Raw genomic sequence first — 19397 nt, forward strand, 5'->3', positions numbered from 1 at the left:
CAGAGGGTCGAGAGGGAGAGATGGGTCGGGAAAGGGCAGGCCTGAGGGTGCCCGAGAGAGGGTGCCCGGGCTGGTCCTATCCCTCATTCCGGAGTTTCCCGATGACCTTTCTTCCTCCTGTTTCGCCTTTGGCGCCCCTGCGGCCCGTGGATCCGGCGCCGGCGATCATTGCTGTGGCCGAAGCACTGCAGCCCGATCTGGCGCAAGGCGCGCCGATCGACGCTTCGCGCCTGCGACCCGAGATGGAGCGCGCCTTTGGCGGCTCCGATGCGTCGGGCGCCTGGGATTGGAAGCTCGCCTATGAGGCGGGCGAGGTGGCGCTTGTCCTCTTCTTGCGGAAATTCGGGCGCGCGCTTCTCGCCCGGGCGGGGTCGCCTGCGGCGCTGATGCCCATTCTGACGAAGGTCGCGGGTCTGCTGCCGAGCCATACCCGCCGCTCGGAGGAGATGGAGCGGTTCCAGCAATTCTCGACGCCGCTGCCGATGGGGCTCGCGGCCCTTGCCGCGGCGCAGATCACCCCCCAAGATCTGGTCCTCGAGCCTTCGGCCGGGACCGGGCTTCTGGCGATCCTCGCCGAGATCGCGGGGGGCAGCCTTGCGCTGAACGAGCTCGCGGGCATGCGCGCAGATCTTCTGCAATTGCTCTTCCCGGGCCGCCCCGTCACCCGTTTTGACGCCGCGCAGATCGACGATCATCTCGATGCGGGGCTGCGCCCGAGCGTCATCTTGATGAACCCGCCCTTCTCGGCGCTCGCCAATGTCGATGGCCGTACGACCGAGGCGACCGCCCGGCATCTGCGCTCGGCGCTGGCGCGCCTTGCGCCGGGCGGGCGGCTTGTCGCCATCACGGGTGCGGGGTTCGCGCCCGACACCCCGGCTTGGGCCGAGGCCTTCGCGCGCCTGACGGAGACCGCGCATCTGGTGTTCACCGGCGCGGTGTCCGGGGCTGCCTTCGCGCGGCACGGCACCAACTTTGAGACGCGGCTTTCGGTCTTCGACAAATGTCGGGGCGGCGAGGCGGGCGGGATCACGGCTGATCTGCGACAGCCGATCTCCCCTGACGCCGCAGATCTTCTGGCCCGGATCCTGCGCGAGGTTCCGCCCCGGCTCGAACTGGATCAGGCCGCTCTGGCAGGGCAGGGGCCCTCTTCCCCCTTCCCGGGGAGTCCTGTCCCTGCCGCGCGCAGGCCGATCAACCCGGCGCGCGCGCGGTTTGCTGCCCGACCGGCGCAGGCTCTGACGCCGATCGATGCCGAGGAGATCGACTATGCGCTGCGGGATGCCGCCGAGGATGGCGGCACGGCGCATCTGTCGGATGCGATCTACGAGACCTTCCGCCTGCAGACGATCGACATCCCCGGCGCGGCGGCACACCCGACCAAGCTCGTGCAATCGGCGGCGATGGCCTCGGTTGCGCCCCCGAAACTCAGCTACCGGCCCAAGCTGCCCGCCGCCGTCCTGCGCGACGGCCTGTTGTCTGACGCGCAGCTGGAGACCGTGATCTATGCGGGCGAGGCGCATGGCGCGCATCTCGCCGGGTCGTGGATCGTCGATGAGACCGGCGACATGGTCTCGGCCGCGCCCGAGGATGCCTCCGACGCCGTTCGTTTCCGCCGCGGCTTCTTCCTGGGCGATGGCACAGGCGCAGGCAAAGGCCGCCAGTCGGCCGGCATCCTGCTCGACAACTGGGCGCAGGGCCGTCGCAAGGCGCTTTGGATATCGAAAAGCGACAAGCTTCTCGAGGATGCGCAACGCGACTGGTCGGCCCTCGGTCAGGAGCGGCTTCTGGTAACGCCGCTTTCGCGCTTCGCGCAGGGGCGCGACATTCCGCTCTCCGAGGGCATTCTCTTCACCACCTATGCGACGCTGCGCTCGGAAGAACGCGGCGCGAAGAAATCCCGCGTCGATCAGATCGTCGATTGGCTCGGGGCGGATTTCGACGGGGTGATCCTGTTTGACGAAAGCCATGCCATGGCGAATGCCGCTGTGGCGAAGGGCGAGCGTGGCGATCAGGCGGCTTCGCTGCAGGGCAGGGCGGGTCTGCGCTTGCAGCACAGACTGCCCAATGCCCGCGTGGTCTATGTCTCTGCTACGGGCGCCACGACCGTTCACAACCTTGCCTATGCGCAGCGCCTCGGGCTCTGGGGGGGCGAGGACTTCCCCTTCGCCACGCGTGCCGAATTCGTCGAGGCGATCGAGGCCGGCGGCGTCGCGGCAATGGAGGTTCTCGCCCGCGATCTGCGCGCGCTCGGGCTCTACACCGCGCGCTCGCTTTCCTATGATGGCGTCGAATACGAGATGCTGGAACATGCGCTCACCCCCGAGCAGCGCCGCATCTACGATGCCTATGCCGGGGCTTTCGCCATCATCCACAACAACCTGGCGGCGGCGATGGAGGCGGCGAACATCACCGGCGAGAGCGGCACGCTCAACCGTCAGGCCAAATCGGCCGCGCGGTCTGCCTTCGAGAGCGCCAAGCAGCGCTTCTTCGGCCATCTGCTCACTTCGATGAAAACCCCCACGCTGATCGGCGCGATCGAGGCCGATCTCGCCGCGGGCCATGCGGCGGTCGTCCAGATCGTCTCCACCGGCGAGGCCCTGATGGAGCGGCGTCTGGCCGAGATCCCGACCGAGGACTGGAACGATATCCGCCTCGACATCACCCCGCGGGAATATGTGCTCGACTATCTTGCCCATTCCTTCCCGGTGCAGCTCTACGAGCCTTTCACCGACAGTGAGGGCAATCTCTCTTCCCGGCCCGTGGTGCGCGACGGTCAGCCGGTGGAGTGCCGCGAGGCCGCCCGCAGGCGCGACGCATTGATCGAGAAGATGGCCGCGCTGCCGCCCGTGCCGGGGGCGCTCGACCAGATCGTGCAGCGCTTCGGCACCGATCTCGTGGCCGAGGTCACGGGCCGGTCGCGCCGCATCGTGCGCAAGGGCGAGGGTCCTGCGGCGCGGCTCGTTGTCGAGACCCGCGCCGGTTCTGCCAATCTTGCGGAAACCGCCGCCTTCATGGATGACCAAAAACGCATCCTGATCTTCTCCGATGCGGGCGGCACCGGGCGCAGCTATCACGCCGATCTCGGTGCGAAGAACCAGCGCCTGCGCGTACATTACCTTCTCGAACCGGGCTGGAAGGCCGATGCGGCGATCCAGGGGCTGGGGCGCACCAACCGCACCAATCAGGCGCAGCCGCCGCTCTTCCGCCCCGTCGCGACCGATGTGAAGGCGGAAAAGCGGTTCCTCTCGACCATTGCGCGCCGTCTCGACACGCTCGGCGCGATCACGCGCGGCCAGCGCCAGACGGGCGGGCAGGGGCTCTTTCGCCCCGAGGACAACCTCGAGAGCCCTTATGCTCGCGATGCGCTGCGCCAGCTCTATCGCCGCCTCTATCGCGGCGATGTCGCGGGCTGTTCGCTCGGGGCTTTCGAGGATGCGACGGGTCTCAGCCTGACCGACGACAACGGTCTGAAGGATGACCTGCCGCCGATCACCACCTTCCTCAATCGTCTGCTCGCGCTGACGATCGACATGCAGGGCGTGCTCTTCTCAGTTTTCGAGGAGCTGCTCGATCAGCGGATCGAAGGGGCCATCGCTGCGGGGGTCTATGACCTCGGGCTCGAGACGCTGCGCGCCGAGAGCTTCCGCGTCACCGATGCCCGGGTGATCTACACCCATCCCGGTTCCGGCGCCGAAACCCAGCTTCTGACCATCGCCGAAAAGCGGCGCAACACACCAACCTCGCTCGCGGATGCGCTCGATTGGCTCGAGAACCTCGGCGCGCGCTGCCTGATCAACAGCCGCTCTGGTCGCGCTGCGGTGCAGGTGCCCGCCACCAGCCTGATGCTCGATGACGGCACGATCGAACCCCGATTGCGCCTGATCCGTCCGACCGAGGCGAGCACGGTGCCTGTCAAGATCATGGAAGACACAAACTGGCTGGAGGTCGACCGCGCGGCCTTCACCACCGCCTGGAATGCTGAACTTGCGGAGGTTCCGGAATTTTCAGAAACCACGCTCCACATCGTGGCGGGGCTGCTGCTGCCGATCTGGAAGCAGCTCCCCCAGGACGAAACCCGCGTCTATCGGCTGCAGACTGACGACGGGCAGCGCCTCATCGGTCGGAGGGTTTCGCCGTCTTGGGTCGCGGCCACGCTGGCGGATGAGGCGCCAAAGCTCACGGGCGCGCAAGTCTACGCGCTCGTTTTGGAGGGCAAGACCACCGTGCGTCTGTCCGAAGGGATGGAGTTGCACCGCTCCCGCGTCATGGGCGTCAACCGGATCGAGCTCTCCGGATTTTCCGAGACGGCCAAGGACCGGCTCAAGGCCGATGGCTTCTTCTCGGAGATCATCAGCTGGAAGCTGCGCCTCTTCTGTCCGACCGATGCCTGCGGCATTGCGGCACTGGAGCGCCTTCTTGCACGTTTCCCGGTCCAGGCCCTACATGCCCGGACGTGTTAACGAGTGTGCCGATGTCATTACAAACCGAAGAGCTGCTGCGCGATCTCGCGCAAAATGCGGAAAGCGTTTGTCGCCATTATCTTCCCGCCGGGCGGCGGGAAGGCTCCTACTGGATCGTGGGCGATCTGCAAAACAACCCCGGACGATCTCTCTTCGTGCGCCTGACCGGGCCCCCTTTCGGGCCGGGCGCCGCAGGTAAATTTACCGATGGCGCGACTGGCGAGCACGGCGATCTTCTCGACATCATCCGTGCGCGAACCGGGATCTCCCGCTTTCCCGATCTTCTGGTCGAAGCCCGCGCGCATCTTGGCCGTCCGCAGCCGGTGTTTCCGGATCCACCGCAGCCGAGGAAAGCCAAGGACCCAGGCGGCACGCCCGCGTCCGCAGCGCGGCTTTTTGCGGCCTCGGTGCCGGTGCCAGGCACGCTTGCAGACACCTATCTCCGCTCCCGGAGCCTGACACAAGGCGGTTTGACAAGCGCCCTGCGCTTCCACCCGAAGTGCTGGCATCGGGAGGAGGGCCAGACCCGGAGCATCTCGAGACCGGCGCTGATCGCCGCGGTCACCGATGGGGCAGGGGGCTTGCAGGGGGTGCATCGGACCTGGCTTGCGCCGGGCGGCAAGGGCAAGGCGGCTGTCAAGACGCAGCGGCGTGCCATGGGTCACCTTCTGGGCAATGCCGTCAGGCTCACCCCGAGTGACGACATCCTTGTCGTCGGCGAGGGCATCGAGACCATGCTGTCCTTGCGCGAGGCGGTGTCGGGCCTTCCGGTCTGGGCGGCGCTCTCGGCCGGTCACCTCGGGGCCGTTCTCTTGCCCGAGGGGCTGCAGCGTCTCTACATCGCCATCGACCGCGATCCGGCGGGGCAGCGCGCGGCAGAGAGGTTGAGTGCCAGAGCCATCGAGGCCGGGATCGCTTGCCATGTGCTCGAGCCGCGTCTTGGGGATTTCAACGATGATCTTCGGGCGCACGGCAAGGTGGCGCTGCGCGCGCATCTGGCGGGTCAAATCGGGCCCAAGGATCGGTGGCGGCTTTTTCCCTGAGCTGCATCGCGGAGCGGCGGTCTGGGAGCGTGGGGCTGGGGGCATGCATCCCTGTCGCGGTTCCGGACCGTCGTCTCTGCCTCTTTCCGGGCTTTGCTCATTCCCCCGTCACCCGCACGGCCTTCAAGAGATGGGCAGGCGGCCGTCAAAGGCGCCGCCCCTTCAAGGACGGGGGGCGACTGATTTCCGCCGGCGGCAAAGCCGCCTTTGCATCGCGAGACAAATCAGCCGCCCCCCGTCCTCCTCCACATGCGTTCCGGCCCCCGAGGGCGGGGGTGAAGGGGCGTCGCCAGTGACGGCTTTCGCTGCCCATGAAGGCCGCGCGGGATGACGCGCGGACGAGACAGGCCCGGAGGCAAGAGACCGATGACGCTCCACACCCACGACGATGCTTATGAACCCGCCCACACCGTTTCCCAGACCGCCCATGCGCTGGAAGAGCTGCAGCTCTACGGCTACCGCCCCTTCGACGAGCCCGATCCGCGCCCGATGCCCGATGCGCAGCGCCTTGCGGTTGCCGTCGCCGACATCTTCGACGCCCTCGTCGCGACTCTCGAGGACACCCGCATGGAACCCGACCTCGAAGAGGTGCTCTGGGGCCAGGTCAACCTCTTCCACCGCGCCACGGCCCGGATCGAGCGGTCGCTTGACGAGAACGAGCAGGCGCAGCGCCGCCTCCAGCGCGAGCAGGACGGCTCCGAGGTGAAATCGACCGAACTCGAGCGACTTACGGCAGAAGGCCTGACCCTCATCGAGCGGCGCAACTGCATGGACATGATGCGCGATCACGCTGCGACCGAGTTCTCTCATCACACGGGATCGACCTGGCGTCCCCGCACCGGCTCGATGGTGAACCGCCGGCACATGACCGCCGCGCTGATCGACAGCCGCGATTTCCTGGCCGCCAAGCGTCGCGCGGAAACCGAGGTGATGCTGCCCGCTGGCCCCAAGGTCGCCCTCACCGGCGGGACCGACTTCAACGATCACCGCCTGATCTGGGGCAAGCTCGATCAGGTCCGGACCAAGCATCCCGACATGGTGCTTCTGCACGGGGGCAGCCCCAAGGGCGCAGAGCTCATCGCCGCCAAATGGGCCGAGGCCCGCGGCGTCACGCAGGTGGCCTTCAAGCCCGACTGGACCAAGCACGCCAAGGCCGCGCCCTTCAAGCGCAACGACGCGATGCTCGATGTGCTGCCGGTGGGTGTCCTCGTCTTCCCGGGCAATGGCATCCAGGAGAACCTCGCCGACAAGGCCAAGAAGCTGGGTATCCCGGTCGTGAAGTTCGAGAAGGGGGCGTAAGCCCCCTTATTCTTCAACTGCCGGATTGGTTCTAACTCTTCTGAGTGCTCTTGACGCAACTGAACGTATCGGCCATTTTGACGATGGCCTTCAGCACAGGCCAGTGTGTCCGCCATGCAAAGCCAAGCAGTGCTTTATCTATGTCACCCCGTTCCCTTCCGGACGGGTCTGATTAGTAGCGGGCACCTAGTCGGATCCGGAATTGGAATGGATCATGACGTCTCACGACTATCTTAAAGACTTAAAACGCATCGCGAAGGATAGTGCGCGCGCAAGCGGTACGGAACTTCATAAAGTGCAAAAGAGGGCTGCCCAAGCGATTGGCTTTGCACATTGGCATGCGCTTGCGAGCCAAGCGAAGCGAGGCTGGCAGCCAACTGCCGACGATATAGCCAAGGTTGCAGAAATATTACGTGGCGAAGAAAGCTACCCTGACGAGGGGTTCATCGGCCCGCACCCCTATAAGCTTGACGATGTCCTCCGTGATACGCGGATGCGGGGGCGCGGGTGGTGTATCTACATCGGAGAGGCACCCTCCAGCGAACCGCAGCTGCTGATTACAGACCGGCGTTTCAAAAATAATCCGATTCAGGATCCAGAGTTTGTGGCCAAGGCGCTTCCGATCGCTCAATGGAAAGCAAGGCAGGTTCGAGCGGAAATTGCGCGAGATTGGCCCAGGAATTCGACAAAGCCAGACGCAGAGGGTCGAGCGATGCACCCGCTCAATCATGTGCGCTCTGACAAATGGTACTGCATGCATTGCGACGGTGAGTTTTCCGGAACTGAGATGGCCCAAAACCTATGGCACTGTCCATCTTGCGGAGCCACGCCACTCGATATGTTAAGTGAGCCCTTCTCCGTTTCGGAACGTCCTGAGACTGAAAACACCTCAGCCTGATCAGACCTTTGTTCTGAATGACTGGCACCCGCATTCAAAGCGGGTGCCAAGTGTTCGGCCACAAGGTGTTCACGTTGAGCCGACGCGTAAATTCCAACGTATTTAGACAGATAGAAGACCATGCAAAGCCCAGTTGAAAACACAAGAGCGGCAGTCCAAACGCTAATTCAATCTCTCGATCCAGCATTGATCGCGTTGGTCGCTACGTCCCGTGACCTAGAAGCCATCGTCGACAAGCGCTTCGACAGGCAGGTGCGCGCCCATCGTTGGTACGCTGTTATATCGCGCGGCGATCATATCCATGCCGCCGCAAATATCGACGGTCGACGGATTTCACTGCAGCGGTACGTCATGAAGCTTCAGTATCCGGAGCGCACCTATGAAGAGCTGAAACAGGTCTCTTTTGAGAATAAGATCACGTTCGACTGCCGAATTTCGAACCTTGATCATCTCGTTGGCCGCCAAGCGGTCATGCGCAATCGGCGGCCAAAGCGGAATACTTCTTCACAATACAAGGGAGTGACCAAGGCGCTCGGGCCGGATGGTTCGCCGCGTTGGCGTACGCAGATCATGACTGAGCATGGTTCGATGGGAATCGGCGTCTACGATGATGAACACTGGGCAGCAACTGTCTACGATGCAGCGGCCTCTCTTCTTTTCGAAGGCCAGGCGCGATACAATTTTCCCGGCAAATCGCCTGATCAGGATGCGCTTCTCATCGCCGCCACGAAGATCGCTCGATATCGTGCCAAAGCTAAGCACCGGAAAGGTGCTGCTGTGAGGCAGGAAATCCCGGTAGAAGTGTAAAATTCTACCTGATATAGTGGGGCTAACATTCTGGATCACTATATGCTTGATCAGCCCGTCCAGCTTGAAGTCTTCCCAACCGACCTCCATTTGAGGCGGATCGATCCCGCCTGCAACATGCGGCGCTTCTATCGAATGAGCGTTCAGCCGGACCTGTTTGGTGGCGCCTGTCTCGTTCGAGAATGGGGGCGCATCGGGTTCCGGGGGCAGATGTTGGTCGAGCGGCACGATGACGAAGGCAAAGCGGTCACGGCGCTGATGAAACTCTCTGCGGCGAAAACGCGGCGCGGGTATCGCGCCGTCACTGATTAGGGGCAGCGTGAAGTGCGGGGAAGCAGATTTTGCCAAACGGGCTTTTTGCGGCTGCTTCGATAGCATCACGTTTTGCGAAACGCGTCGTCTGATGCCGAGCTGTTTCCCTGTCCTCATCTCCCCTAGCAATGGGATGCATGAGAGCCGTGCCGTTAACACCAAGATGTTGGCGTCGCGGTTACCAAGTTCGAGAAGGGGGCGTGAGGCTTGTTTCTTGCTTTGGCTTTGCGTCGCCGGAACCACAGAGAAATTCTCTGTAGCGGCGCTACTGCGGGCCGAGCATTGACTCTCTGCTGGTTTTCGATATACATGCTGTATGGGATGTACAGAGAAATGGAAGATGCGACTCGCTGATCTCTCCGAAATTCACTCCGGTTACACCGCGCGCGGGAGGCTTGATCCTGTGTTGGAAGGGGGTGTGCCGGTGCTGCAGTTGCGCGATGTTGATGCAAGCGGTACAGAGCTGGGCTCGGACCTTAAAAGATACGATCTGGGTGCGCTGTCCGAGCGATACTTCGTCACCGGTGGAGAGGTGGTCTTTCGCTCGCGTGGCGAGCCAAATGTTGCGGCGGCGATCCAAGATCCACTACCGGAGCCCGTTGCGGTTATCGTTCCGCTGGTGATCATTCGTCCCGACAGGGACCGCATTCTCCCGGGTTACCTCGCTTGGGCTATAAATCAGCCCGACGCGCAGCGCAGGCTCGGCTTGGAGGCGCAGGGCACTGGCCTCAGGATGATCCCGATGCCGGCCCTAGAGAACCTCGAGATCGCCGTGCCCGACCTGTCCACGCAAAAACGCGTCGTCGAACTCAGCGCCCTCGCGCGGCGCGAGGGGCAATTGCTCCGCCAGCTCGCTGCGCGCAAAGACGACCTTGTAAGCGCCATTCTCGGTGAGGCCGTAAAGGCTACCGATCTGAAGGAAATCGCCCGATGAACGACAAGATCACTCAAGACCAGGTCAACAATGCTGCTTGGGCTGCCTGCGACACGTTCCGCGGCGCGGTCGACCCTGCGCAATACAAGGACTACATCCTCGTGATGTTGTTCCTGAGGTACATTTCGGACCTCTGGAACGATCACCTCGAAACCTACCGCGAGCAATATGGTGAAGATGAGGCCCGTATTCGTCGGCGCCTTGAGCGCGAGCGTTTCATCCTGCCCGAAGAGGCCAGCTTTTACGACCTCTACGCGCAACGGAATGAGGCAAATATTGGTGAGCTGATCAACATCGTGCTCGAGAAGATCGAAGACGCCAACCGGGCCAAGCTTGAAGGCGTCTTCCGCAACATCGACTTCAACTCCGAGGCCAATCTCGGTCGCCCGAAGGACCGCAACCGTCGTCTCAAGAACATGCTCGAGGATTTTGCCAAGCCCGCGCTCGACCTGCGACCCTCGCGGGTGACCGAGGACATCATCGGCGAGTGTTACATCTACCTGATCTCGCGCTTTGCCTCGGACGCCGGGAAGAAGGCGGGGGAATTCTTCACGCCTGCGCCCGTCTCGCGCTTGCTGGCCAAGCTGGCCGCGCCGCAACCGGGCAACACGATCTGCGACCCCGCCTGCGGCTCCGGCTCGCTGTTGATCCAGGCCGCGCAGGAGGTGGGTTCCGAGAATTTCGCCCTCTTTGGGCAGGAGGTGAACGGGGCGACTTGGGCGCTCGCGCGGATGAACATGTTCCTGCACGCCAAGGACGCGGCGCGCATCGAGTGGTGCGACACGCTCAACAGCCCCGCACTGGTCGAGGGCGATCAGCTGATGCGATTTGACGTGGTGCTTGCCAATCCGCCGTTCTCGCTTGACAAATGGGGCGCGGAGGACGCGGGCAGCGACCAGTACAATCGCTTTTGGCGCGGTGTGCCGCCCAAGTCGAAGGGCGACTACGCCTTCATCACCCACATGATCGAGATCGCCCGGCGCCAGTCCGGTCGTGTCGCGGTAATCGTGCCGCACGGCGTGTTGTTCCGCGGCGCGGCCGAGGGGCGCATCCGCCAGCAGTTGATCGAGGAAAACCTGCTCGACGCCGTCGTCGGTCTGCCCGCGAACTTGTTCACCACCACCGGGATCCCGGTCGCCATCCTGATCTTCGACCGCTCGCGCGAGGAGGGGGGCGCGAATGCGGACCGGCGCGACGTGTTGTTCATTGATGCGAGCAAGGAGTTCACGCCGGGCAAGACCCAGAACGTGATGGACCAGGGCCATGTGGCCAAGGTGCTGGAAACCTATGCCGCCCGCGCCGAAATCGCGCGGTATTCGCATCGCGCGATGCCCGAGGAGATCGCCGAGAATGGCTACAACCTCAACATCCCGCGCTACGTCGATACCTTCGAACCCGAAGACGAAATCGACGTCGCTGCGGTGCAAAAGGACATTGTGCGGATCGAAGCCGAACTGGCCGAGGTGCGGGCGAAGATGGCCAGCTATCTGAAGGAGCTTGGCGTCGATGTCTGAGGGAGAAATCATCCTCTACAGCACCGAGGACGGTCAGGCCGAGATCCAGCTTCGGGCTGTCGATGGGACTGTCTGGCTGACGCAAGCGCAGATGGCCGACCTGTTCGACACGACGAAGCAGAACATCAGCCTGCACATCAACAACGTCATTTCAGATGGTGAACTTGCGTCCGATTCAGTTGTCAAGGAATCCTTGATACCTGCCGCAGACGGGAAATCCTACCTGACGAAGACCTACAGCCTGGATGCGATCCTTGCCGTCGGCTATCGCGTGCGCAGCCCGCGCGGGGTGCAGTTCCGTCGCTGGGCCACCACCACGCTGAAAGACTATCTCGTCAAGGGTTTCGTCATGAACGACGCCCGCTTGAAGGATCCCGCCTGGGACCATTTCGACGAGCTTTTGGAGCGGATCCGCGACATTCGGGCCTCCGAAGCGCGGTTCTATCAGAAGGTGCGCGACATCCTTGCGCTCAGCGAGGATTACGACCCCAAGTCGCCCGCAGCGACCACCTTTTATGCGACGATCCAGAACAAGATGCTGTATGCGGTCACCAGCCACACCGCGGGCGAGTTGATCCGCGAACGCGCCGATGCGGATCAGCCGAACATGGGGCTGACGACCTGGAAGAACGCCGATACCGGGCGGCCCCTGCGCAAGTCCGATGTCGGCACCGCCAAGAACTATCTGGGCGAAGCCGAGATCAAGGAACTCAACCTGATCGTCACGATGTTCCTCGACACGGCAGAGTTGCGGGCCTCGCGCCGGCAGGGGATGCGGCTGGCGGATTGGGAGGGCGTGCTCGACACCTTTCTGAGTGCGAACGAATTGCCAAAGCTGCACGGTGCCGGAACCGTGTCGGCCAGACAGGCCGAGCAGATCGCCCATGACCGCTATGCCGCCTTCGATGCCAAACGCAAGGAAGCCGCGCGGCAGGCGGTGGCCGAGGCGAACGACCTCGAGGAGTTGCAGCGTATCGCCGATGTGGCGAAGGTGGGGAAGAGGGGGCGGCGTGATGCGTGAGGGTTGGCGGGACGTTCATTTCGAAGAATTGGTCTCAGATACCCAACTGGGCACTACTGAGCGCGGCGAATTGGACGATGAAGATAATATCCCCTTGTTAAAGATGGGAAACCTGACATGGGGCGGATTTGATCTTCGGACAACTGAGCACATAGCTCTACGGCACATCATTGGCAGTAATTTGATACTGAAGCCGGGAGATTTGCTATTTAACACTAGGAATTCTGCTGATCTAGTTGGGAAGTCTGCGGTATGGCAAGGGCAGTTCCGCTCGGCAGTATTCGACAACAACATCAACAGAATAAGGCTGAAGCCGATTGCAGATCCCGCCTTTTACGGGACCTTCCTCAACACCGGTGTCGGTAAACGAAGGGTCCAGTCTTTGGCGGTCGGAAGCACGAGCGTAGCCGCAATCTACTGGAAAGATCTTAAAAACCTTCAAGTCCCACTTCCCCCCCTCCCCGAACAGCGCAAGATCGCCGAGATCCTGCGGACCTGGGACGAGGCGCTCGAAAAGCTCACCGCCCTGCGCGCGGCGAAGGAACGGCGGCTGAGCGCCCTCCGGGCCGCCCTGCTGTTCGGGCGCCTCCGCCTCGGCGGGCTTGGTCACAAATGGGTGCCGACCAGATTGGACACCGTGACCCATGAACTGACCAAACGAAACGGCGGCAAGGGGCTTGGCCGGGATTTCGTGATGGGGGTCACCAAGGCCGAGGGGGTGGTGCCGATGCGGGAACAGACCATCGCCGGTGACATCAGCCGCTACAAGCGCCTGCCGCCACGCGCCTTTGCCTACAACCCGATGCGCATAAACGTCGGCTCCATCGCAATGAACGAACGCGAAGGCGAGGTGCTTGTCAGCCCCGACTACGTCGTCTTCGCCTGCAACCCGGACGCGCTCGATCCCGACTATCTCGACCACCTGCGCAAGACCTCTTGGTGGGGCCATTACATCAACAGCGGCGGTTCGGGCAGCGTGCGGCAGCGGACCTATTACGATGATCTGGCGGCGCTGAAACTGCCTTTGCCCGAACTGGACGAGCAGAAGGCCATTGCCGCTGTGTTGAACACCGCCCGGGACGATCTGGCCGCGACCGAGCGCGAAATCGAAGCCCTGACCCGCCAGAAACGCGGCCTGATGCAGAAGTTGCTGACGGGCAAGTGGCGGGTGAATTCAGAGAAGGAATTGGCATGAAGGTTCTTGGATTTCGCGGCGACCCGAAGGCCCCCCGCTATGCCGTCGTGTCGGAGGTGGGCGGCGTCTACACCTTGGAAAACGCCGCCAGCGACAACAAGTTGTCCGTCCCTGCCTCGATCGGGGAGGACGCCGATGCCGAACGGCTGGACTGGCTGTACCGCGAAATCCTCGCGATCTTCGATGCCCACCCAGGCATCGAGAAGGTGATGATCAAGCAGAACGAATACACACAAAGCGACACCAAGGCGAAGCGCAAATCTGCCCATGCCGATGCCGCCGTCGTGCTCGCCTGTGCCCATCGCGGTATCCCGGTCGAGATGAAGATCTACTCGTCCATGCCTACGACGAGCAAGGACACGAAGCAGCACGCCGAAACCCGGGTCGGCAAGACCGACAAGTACTGGGATACCAAGATGGCGGACGCCGTGAACGCGGCATGGTGGGGGCTTAAACGGCCATGAACCACCTTGTCCCCGTCACGCTCATGCCTGGCATGAGCCTCTATAAGTACCACTTGCTGAGCAAGATCGGTGAGGGATCATTTGGTGAGGTCTGGCTGGCGCGGGAAGGTGCCCTGCAGCGGGACTTTGCCATCAAGATTCTGAAGCCACGCTACACTGTCGACCATAGGCTGAAGGAAGCCCGGATCGGGAACGTCCTCTCCCACAATAATCTCGTCCACGTCTATCAAGCCGACGTTGTGAACGTTCAAGGCTCTGATGTGGTCATCCTCGCCATGGACTACCAGCCAAACGGGTCGGTCGAGACCTTGGCAAATCCTGCAGGGTATCTGCCTCTTGGGGCCGTTCTGCGGACAGCCCGCGATATCCTTCAGGGGCTGGAATACCTCCACTCTCGGGGCTTCTTCCACAACGATATCAAGCCCGGGAACATTCTGATTGGCCCGCAACAGCAGGCGATGCTTTCAGACTACGGTATTACCGGGATCTCCTCGAATGGAGCGCCGGTGCCAGCGCCGGATGCCTACCTGCTGCACCGGGCGCCTGAGGTCGTAACCACGGGGAACATCGGCGTCAGCTCCGACATCTTCCAAGTTGGAATGACCCTTGCGAGATTGCTGATCCACCTTGATCACCTTTGTGCAGTTTGGTCTCAGATCGGGCGGGCAGAGTTCGAACGGGCGATTGTCGAAGGAAAGCTTCTCACATCCAAAGACTTCGGGTGCCACATCCCGGCGGCAGTGCGGCGCGTGATCCTGAAAGCCGTCGATCCCGATCCGGCCAAACGGTACACTAGCGCGCTCGAGATGCGGCGCGCGCTCGAAAAGCTGGACTATCCCGGACACTGGACCGTCGACGCTGCCGGCAATGAGGTCGGCAAATGCGGGACCTACGAGTTCTCCCACTCGGCCTCGCCGATGGCAGGCGGGAAGTTCGACGTGACCTGCAGCAAGTGCAATGTGGTCTCGGGCAATTCGCAGCGCGTCACCCAGTTTTGCAAGCGGGGTCTAACCCAGAAGCAGGCGGAAAAGGTCGTCGCGGACTTCAAGCAATTCGTGGTGACAGGCAAATGACCTTCATCGCCGCTGAGAAACACCAATCCCAGGTGCCGGCACTTCAGCTGCTGGTCGCGCTTGGGTTCACGCCGCTCTCGCAGAAGGAATCGCTGCGCCTCCGAGGTGGCCGCTTGCGGAACGTCGTGCTGGATGACGTGCTCGCCGAGCAGCTGATGCGCATCAACCGCTTTACCCATCGGGGCCGCGAGTATGCCTTCGACCTCGAGGACGCGCACGAGGCGATGCGGCGGCTCAAGCCCACGCCGGACCGCCTGAAGGGGCTGCGGGGAACGAACCAAGACATCTACGACACGCTTGTCCTCGGCACGACGATCACGAAGTCCATCAACGGCGACTCGAAGAGCTACTCGTTCCGCTACATCGATTGGGAGCGGCCGGAGAACAACGTCTTTCACGTCACGGCAGAGTTCTCGGTCGAGCGGACCGCATTGAGCCAGACCAGGCGCTGCGACATCGTCGCCTTCGTGAACGGCATCCCGATCATGGTGATCGAGAACAAGCGGCCGACCGAGAGCCTGAAGAAGGCGGACAGCCAGCTGATCGGATACCAGAACGAGGACAACATCCCGCAACTCTTCCACTTCGCCCAGCTGCTGATCGGCATGAACCGCAGCGAGGCGCGTTACGCGACGGTGGGCACGCCGCGGAAATTCTGGCAGACTTGGCGCGACGAGGAAGATACCGACGAGGCCATCGCGCCCGTCGCCAACCGCTTGCTCACCGCAGCGGAAAAGGAAGCCATCTTCTCCGGGGATTTCGCAGTCGCGCGCGCCTATTTCGATGCTCTGGCCACTGAGGGCGACCGCGCGGTCACGGCTCAGGACCGGATCTTGTACGCGCTGTGCCGCCCCGAGCGGCTGCTTGACCTTATCCGCCGCTTCACCGTGTTCGACGGTGGTCTGCGCAAGATTGCACGCCATCAGCAGTTCTTTGGCATTCGGCGCGCGGTCGAAACGGTCAAGCAGCACGACCTGAGTGGCGCGCGCAAGGGCGGGGTCATCTGGCACACGCAGGGTTCGGGCAAGTCCTTGACGATGGTGATGCTGGGCCGCGCGTTGGCCCTCGAGCGCAGCATCGAGAACCCGCGGATCATCATCGTCACCGATCGCGATGATCTCGACAAACAGATCAAGGATACCTTCAAATCCTGTGACCTTGAGCCGGTCCGGGCGACGAGCGGCTCTCACCTGCTGGATCTGGTTCGCAACCGGGCTCCGCTGGTCACCACGATCATCAACAAGTTCGATACCGCGCTGAAGAACAGCAAGCAGGCGGACGACGATTCGAGCATTTTCGTGCTGGTGGACGAGAGCCACCGGACGCAGACGGGGCGGTATGGTGGCCACAGCCAGTTCGCAGCGAAGATGCGCCGCCTTTTGCCCCGGGCCTGCTACCTTGGCTTCACGGGCACACCGTTGCTGAAGAAGGAAAAGAACACGCTGTCGACCTTTGGGCGGCTGATCCACCGCTACGCCATCGATGAAGCAGTTGCCGACGAGGCTGTTGTGCCGCTGCTTTACGAAGGGCGGCTGGTTGAGCAGCAGGTCTCAGGGAATGTGATCGATCGCTGGTTCGAGAAGATCAGCGAAGGGCTGACCGAGAGCCAGAAGCGCGATCTGAAGCGGAAGTTTTCCCGTATGGATGCGCTCTCGAAGACCGATCAGGCCATCCGCGCCAAGGCGTTCGACATCTCCGAGCACTTTCGCCAGCACTGGCAGGGAACCGGTTTCAAAGCGCAACTCGTCGCCCCTTCGAAAGCGGCGGCGGTTCGCTTCAAAGAGGTTCTCGACGAGATCGGCCACGTCTCGAGTGCGATCATCATCTCGCCGCCCGATGAAAACGAGGGCAACGAGGAAATCGATCAGGAGTCCAAGGATCTCGTGCGCGGTTTCTGGTCGAAGATGATGGCGCGATACAAGACAGAGGAAGAGTACAATCGCCAGAGCATCGATGCTTTCAAGGGGTCAGGCGATCCGGAGATCCTGATCGTTGTCTCCAAGCTTCTCACAGGTTTCGACGCTCCTCGGAACACGGTGCTTTACGTCTGCAAGGCCTTGAAGGAGCATAATCTCCTGCAGGCCATTGCACGCGTGAACCGGCTCTACGAGGACGATGGCACGGAGAAGCAGTTCGGCTTCATCATCGATTACGAAGGACTGCTCGGTGAGCTTGACAGCGCCCTGACGACCTACAGCGCTTTCGAGGGGTACGAGGCGGCCGACCTTGCGGGCACGGTGCATGACGTTCGCGAGGAGATCCGCAAGCTGACCCAGCTGCATGACCAGCTTTGGGATATTTTCAAGCCGGTTCGAAACAAGAAGGACATGGAGCAATTCGAGCAGCACCTCGCAGATGAGGCATTGCGCCACGAGTTCTATGCGCGCCTCAAGGCCTTCAGCCGTTGCCTGCATATCTCGCTGTCTTCGGACAAGCTGTTTGATGTTTTCGACGAGACCAAGGTCGATGCTTTGAAGCGTGACTGGAAGCAGTTCTCCGAGCTCAAACGCTCGGTCCAGCTTCGCTATCAGGAGACGGTGGATGTTCGCGAGTTTGAACCCAAGATCCAAAGGCTGCTCGATGATCACGTGGTCGCGATGCCGGCCTCGGTTATCATCGAGATGGTGAACATCAATGACCCCGACGCCCTGAAGGCTGTCGTCGAGGAAACGGGTATCTCCGAAGCTTCGAAAGCGGATCGTATTGCCAGCGCAACGCGACGAGCCATCACCGAGAAATTAGATGAGGATCCAACCTTCTATAAACGCTTCTCCGAACTCCTCGAGGAGACTATCCGCGCCTATCGCGAAAAACGCCTCTCCGAGCGGGAATATCTCAAAAGCGTCGTGGATCTCGCGAGCAAGGTAGCGCGCAAAGATCGGGGCCGGGATGTTCCGGAGAGCATCCGAGGTGACGAGGATGCGCAGGCATTCTTTGGCGTTCTGGTTGGTCAGCTGAAGGCTGCGGACAATGAGCCGTTGGCTGAGGGCGAGACTGCAGCGATCGCCAACGCGATCATCGGCATTGTCAAATCGCATCTGATCGTAGGCATCTGGTCGAACGAAGTGGCCCAGAACAATCTGCGCAATGCCATCGATGACTATTTCTTCGACGTCCTGCGCGACGAGAGGGGCGTCGACCTGTCGGTGGAGGTGCTCGACGATCTCGAGCTTAAAATCATGGGACTTGCCCGCGCCCGGTTTGCTGTATGACGCGGGAATTGCACCACCTGCGGTACGGCGCACAGGAAATCCAGTACGAGATCGTTCGTCGCCCTAGGAAGACGCTGGAGATCGCCGTCGAGCCGGATGCGTCAGTTTTGATTGCCGCGCCAGAGGATGCGACGCTCGAGGTCATCGAGGCGAAGCTACGGAAGCGGGCGGCGTGGGTGACACGGCAGCAGCGGTACTTCACCCAGTTCCTGCCGCGGACACCGGAGCGCAGGTTCATCGCCGGGGAAACGCATCTCTACCTTGGGCGCCAGTATCGGCTCAAAGTCGTGCCGCATATCCAGGAAAGCGTGAAGCTGATCCGCGGATTCATAGTCGTCCAGACGCACCGGCCGACCAGTTCGGAGGTAACGCGGGATCTGCTCGAAGCATGGTATCGAGACAGAGCTCACATCAAGTTCCCGGAGCGGATCGCGTTATGTCTCGACCTCTTCCCGGATCCCGAGGCTTTCCGCCCGAAGGGTCTCATCGTGCGGCAGACCCGACAGAGATGGGGGTCGATGTCTCCGGCGAGACGCTTGCTCCTCAATCGCAGCCTCGTACAAGCCCCGATTGACGCCATAGACTACGTGATCACTCACGAGCTTTGCCATATCGCGGTGCCACATCACGGCGCGGCGTTTTTCGAGCTTCTCGACAAGGTTATGCCCGATTGGGAGCGTCGAAAGCAGAGGCTGGAGCGGGTGATGGCATAATGTTGGCACGGCCGTCGGCAAAAGAGTTACATAACATCTATTATCCGACCTACTTGTGTAGGCGCTAAGCAGAAATGCCTCATGCGAACAAAGTTAAAGTGTCACCCTCCTCATGGTCCCGGTTCGACGCCTTGGAAGATGCACATGGGATGGATCATGACGCGCGAGCGTGAGGTTGACATCCGGTCAGCGTCACCCGGCGCATCGACAGCTTGAAGACCAATCAACGACCTCAGCTCTTGCCACTGAAATCCTTCGTGTTGACCGTCTGCAATGGCTCCAGCGCTGCTCGCTGCGATGGGCTCGAAGCGGCCGTCCATGGCACGACGCAGCAAAATCCCGGGCCGAATGTCGCTGATGCGGACAAAGCGACCATTTTGTCGAATACGCATTGCCTTCTCGCGCCGCCAGCAATATCAGGCCTTCATGATCAGTCAGCACATCCAGCTTGC

At 62.0% G+C, this 19397-nt stretch carries 14 protein-coding genes; all 14 read left to right on the forward strand.

Annotated elements, in window-relative coordinates; all coding sequences use genetic code 11:
* Positions 1–101: 101 nt before the first annotated feature.
* The 14 genes from BW949_RS15595 to BW949_RS15650 all read left to right on the forward strand — a co-directional run bounded on the left by BW949_RS15595 (position 102) and on the right by BW949_RS15650 (position 18945).
* Complete coding sequence (locus BW949_RS15595) at positions 102–4460, forward strand: strawberry notch family protein (protein ID WP_076367750.1); 4359 nt, start codon at positions 102–104, stop codon at positions 4458–4460.
* Positions 4461–4471: 11 nt separating this feature from the next.
* Positions 4472–5503: a DUF7146 domain-containing protein gene (locus tag BW949_RS15600; protein ID WP_076367752.1), complete on the forward strand. Its 1032-nt coding sequence runs from the start codon at positions 4472–4474 to the stop codon at positions 5501–5503.
* 366 nt (positions 5504–5869) lie between these two features.
* Positions 5870–6802 (forward strand): DUF2493 domain-containing protein, encoded by a 933-nt coding sequence (locus tag BW949_RS15605; RefSeq protein WP_076367754.1) that lies wholly within the window; start codon positions 5870–5872, stop codon positions 6800–6802.
* 202 nt (positions 6803–7004) lie between these two features.
* Positions 7005–7700 carry a hypothetical protein gene (locus BW949_RS16925; RefSeq protein WP_143524461.1) on the forward strand — a complete coding sequence of 232 codons (696 nt, stop codon included), beginning with the start codon at positions 7005–7007 and terminating at the stop codon, positions 7698–7700.
* A gap of 120 nt (positions 7701–7820) precedes the next feature.
* Entirely contained in the window at positions 7821–8507 is a 687-nt protein-coding gene (locus BW949_RS16930) for an AP2/ERF family transcription factor (protein WP_143524462.1), read from the forward strand.
* A 42-nt stretch (positions 8508–8549) separates the two neighbouring features.
* A complete protein-coding gene (locus tag BW949_RS15610) occupies positions 8550–8819 on the forward strand; it encodes a WGR domain-containing protein (RefSeq protein ID WP_076367756.1) in 270 nt (89 codons plus the stop codon).
* Between the two features lie 340 nt (positions 8820–9159).
* Positions 9160–9753, forward strand: coding sequence for a restriction endonuclease subunit S domain-containing protein (locus BW949_RS15615; protein WP_076367758.1), 594 nt, complete (start codon positions 9160–9162; stop codon positions 9751–9753).
* Positions 9750–11267: a type I restriction-modification system subunit M gene (locus tag BW949_RS15620; RefSeq protein WP_076367760.1), complete on the forward strand. Its 1518-nt coding sequence runs from the start codon at positions 9750–9752 to the stop codon at positions 11265–11267. Before BW949_RS15615 ends, BW949_RS15620 begins: the two co-directional genes overlap by 4 nt.
* Positions 11260–12288, forward strand: a complete 1029-nt coding sequence (locus BW949_RS15625; protein WP_076367762.1) for a virulence RhuM family protein — start codon at positions 11260–11262, stop codon at positions 12286–12288. Before BW949_RS15620 ends, BW949_RS15625 begins: the two co-directional genes overlap by 8 nt.
* Positions 12281–13483 carry a restriction endonuclease subunit S gene (locus BW949_RS15630; RefSeq protein ID WP_159440077.1) on the forward strand — a complete coding sequence of 401 codons (1203 nt, stop codon included), beginning with the start codon at positions 12281–12283 and terminating at the stop codon, positions 13481–13483. The genes BW949_RS15625 and BW949_RS15630 overlap by 8 nt, the downstream gene beginning before the upstream one ends.
* On the forward strand, positions 13480–13947 hold the full coding sequence (locus tag BW949_RS15635; protein ID WP_076367764.1) for a hypothetical protein: 468 nt from the start codon (positions 13480–13482) through the stop codon (positions 13945–13947). Before BW949_RS15630 ends, BW949_RS15635 begins: the two co-directional genes overlap by 4 nt.
* Entirely contained in the window at positions 13944–15020 is a 1077-nt protein-coding gene (locus BW949_RS15640; protein WP_076367766.1) for a serine/threonine-protein kinase, read from the forward strand. The genes BW949_RS15635 and BW949_RS15640 overlap by 4 nt, the downstream gene beginning before the upstream one ends.
* Complete coding sequence (locus tag BW949_RS15645) at positions 15017–18232, forward strand: type I restriction endonuclease subunit R (protein ID WP_076367768.1); 3216 nt, start codon at positions 15017–15019, stop codon at positions 18230–18232. Before BW949_RS15640 ends, BW949_RS15645 begins: the two co-directional genes overlap by 4 nt.
* A gap of 8 nt (positions 18233–18240) precedes the next feature.
* Positions 18241–18945: a M48 family metallopeptidase gene (locus BW949_RS15650; protein WP_235816334.1), complete on the forward strand. Its 705-nt coding sequence runs from the start codon at positions 18241–18243 to the stop codon at positions 18943–18945.
* Positions 18946–19397 lie beyond the last annotated feature (452 nt).

Origin of the sequence: Phaeovulum vinaykumarii (assembly GCF_900156695.1) — a bacterium.
GTDB classification, from domain to species: Bacteria; Pseudomonadota; Alphaproteobacteria; order Rhodobacterales; family Rhodobacteraceae; genus Bieblia_A; species Bieblia_A vinaykumarii.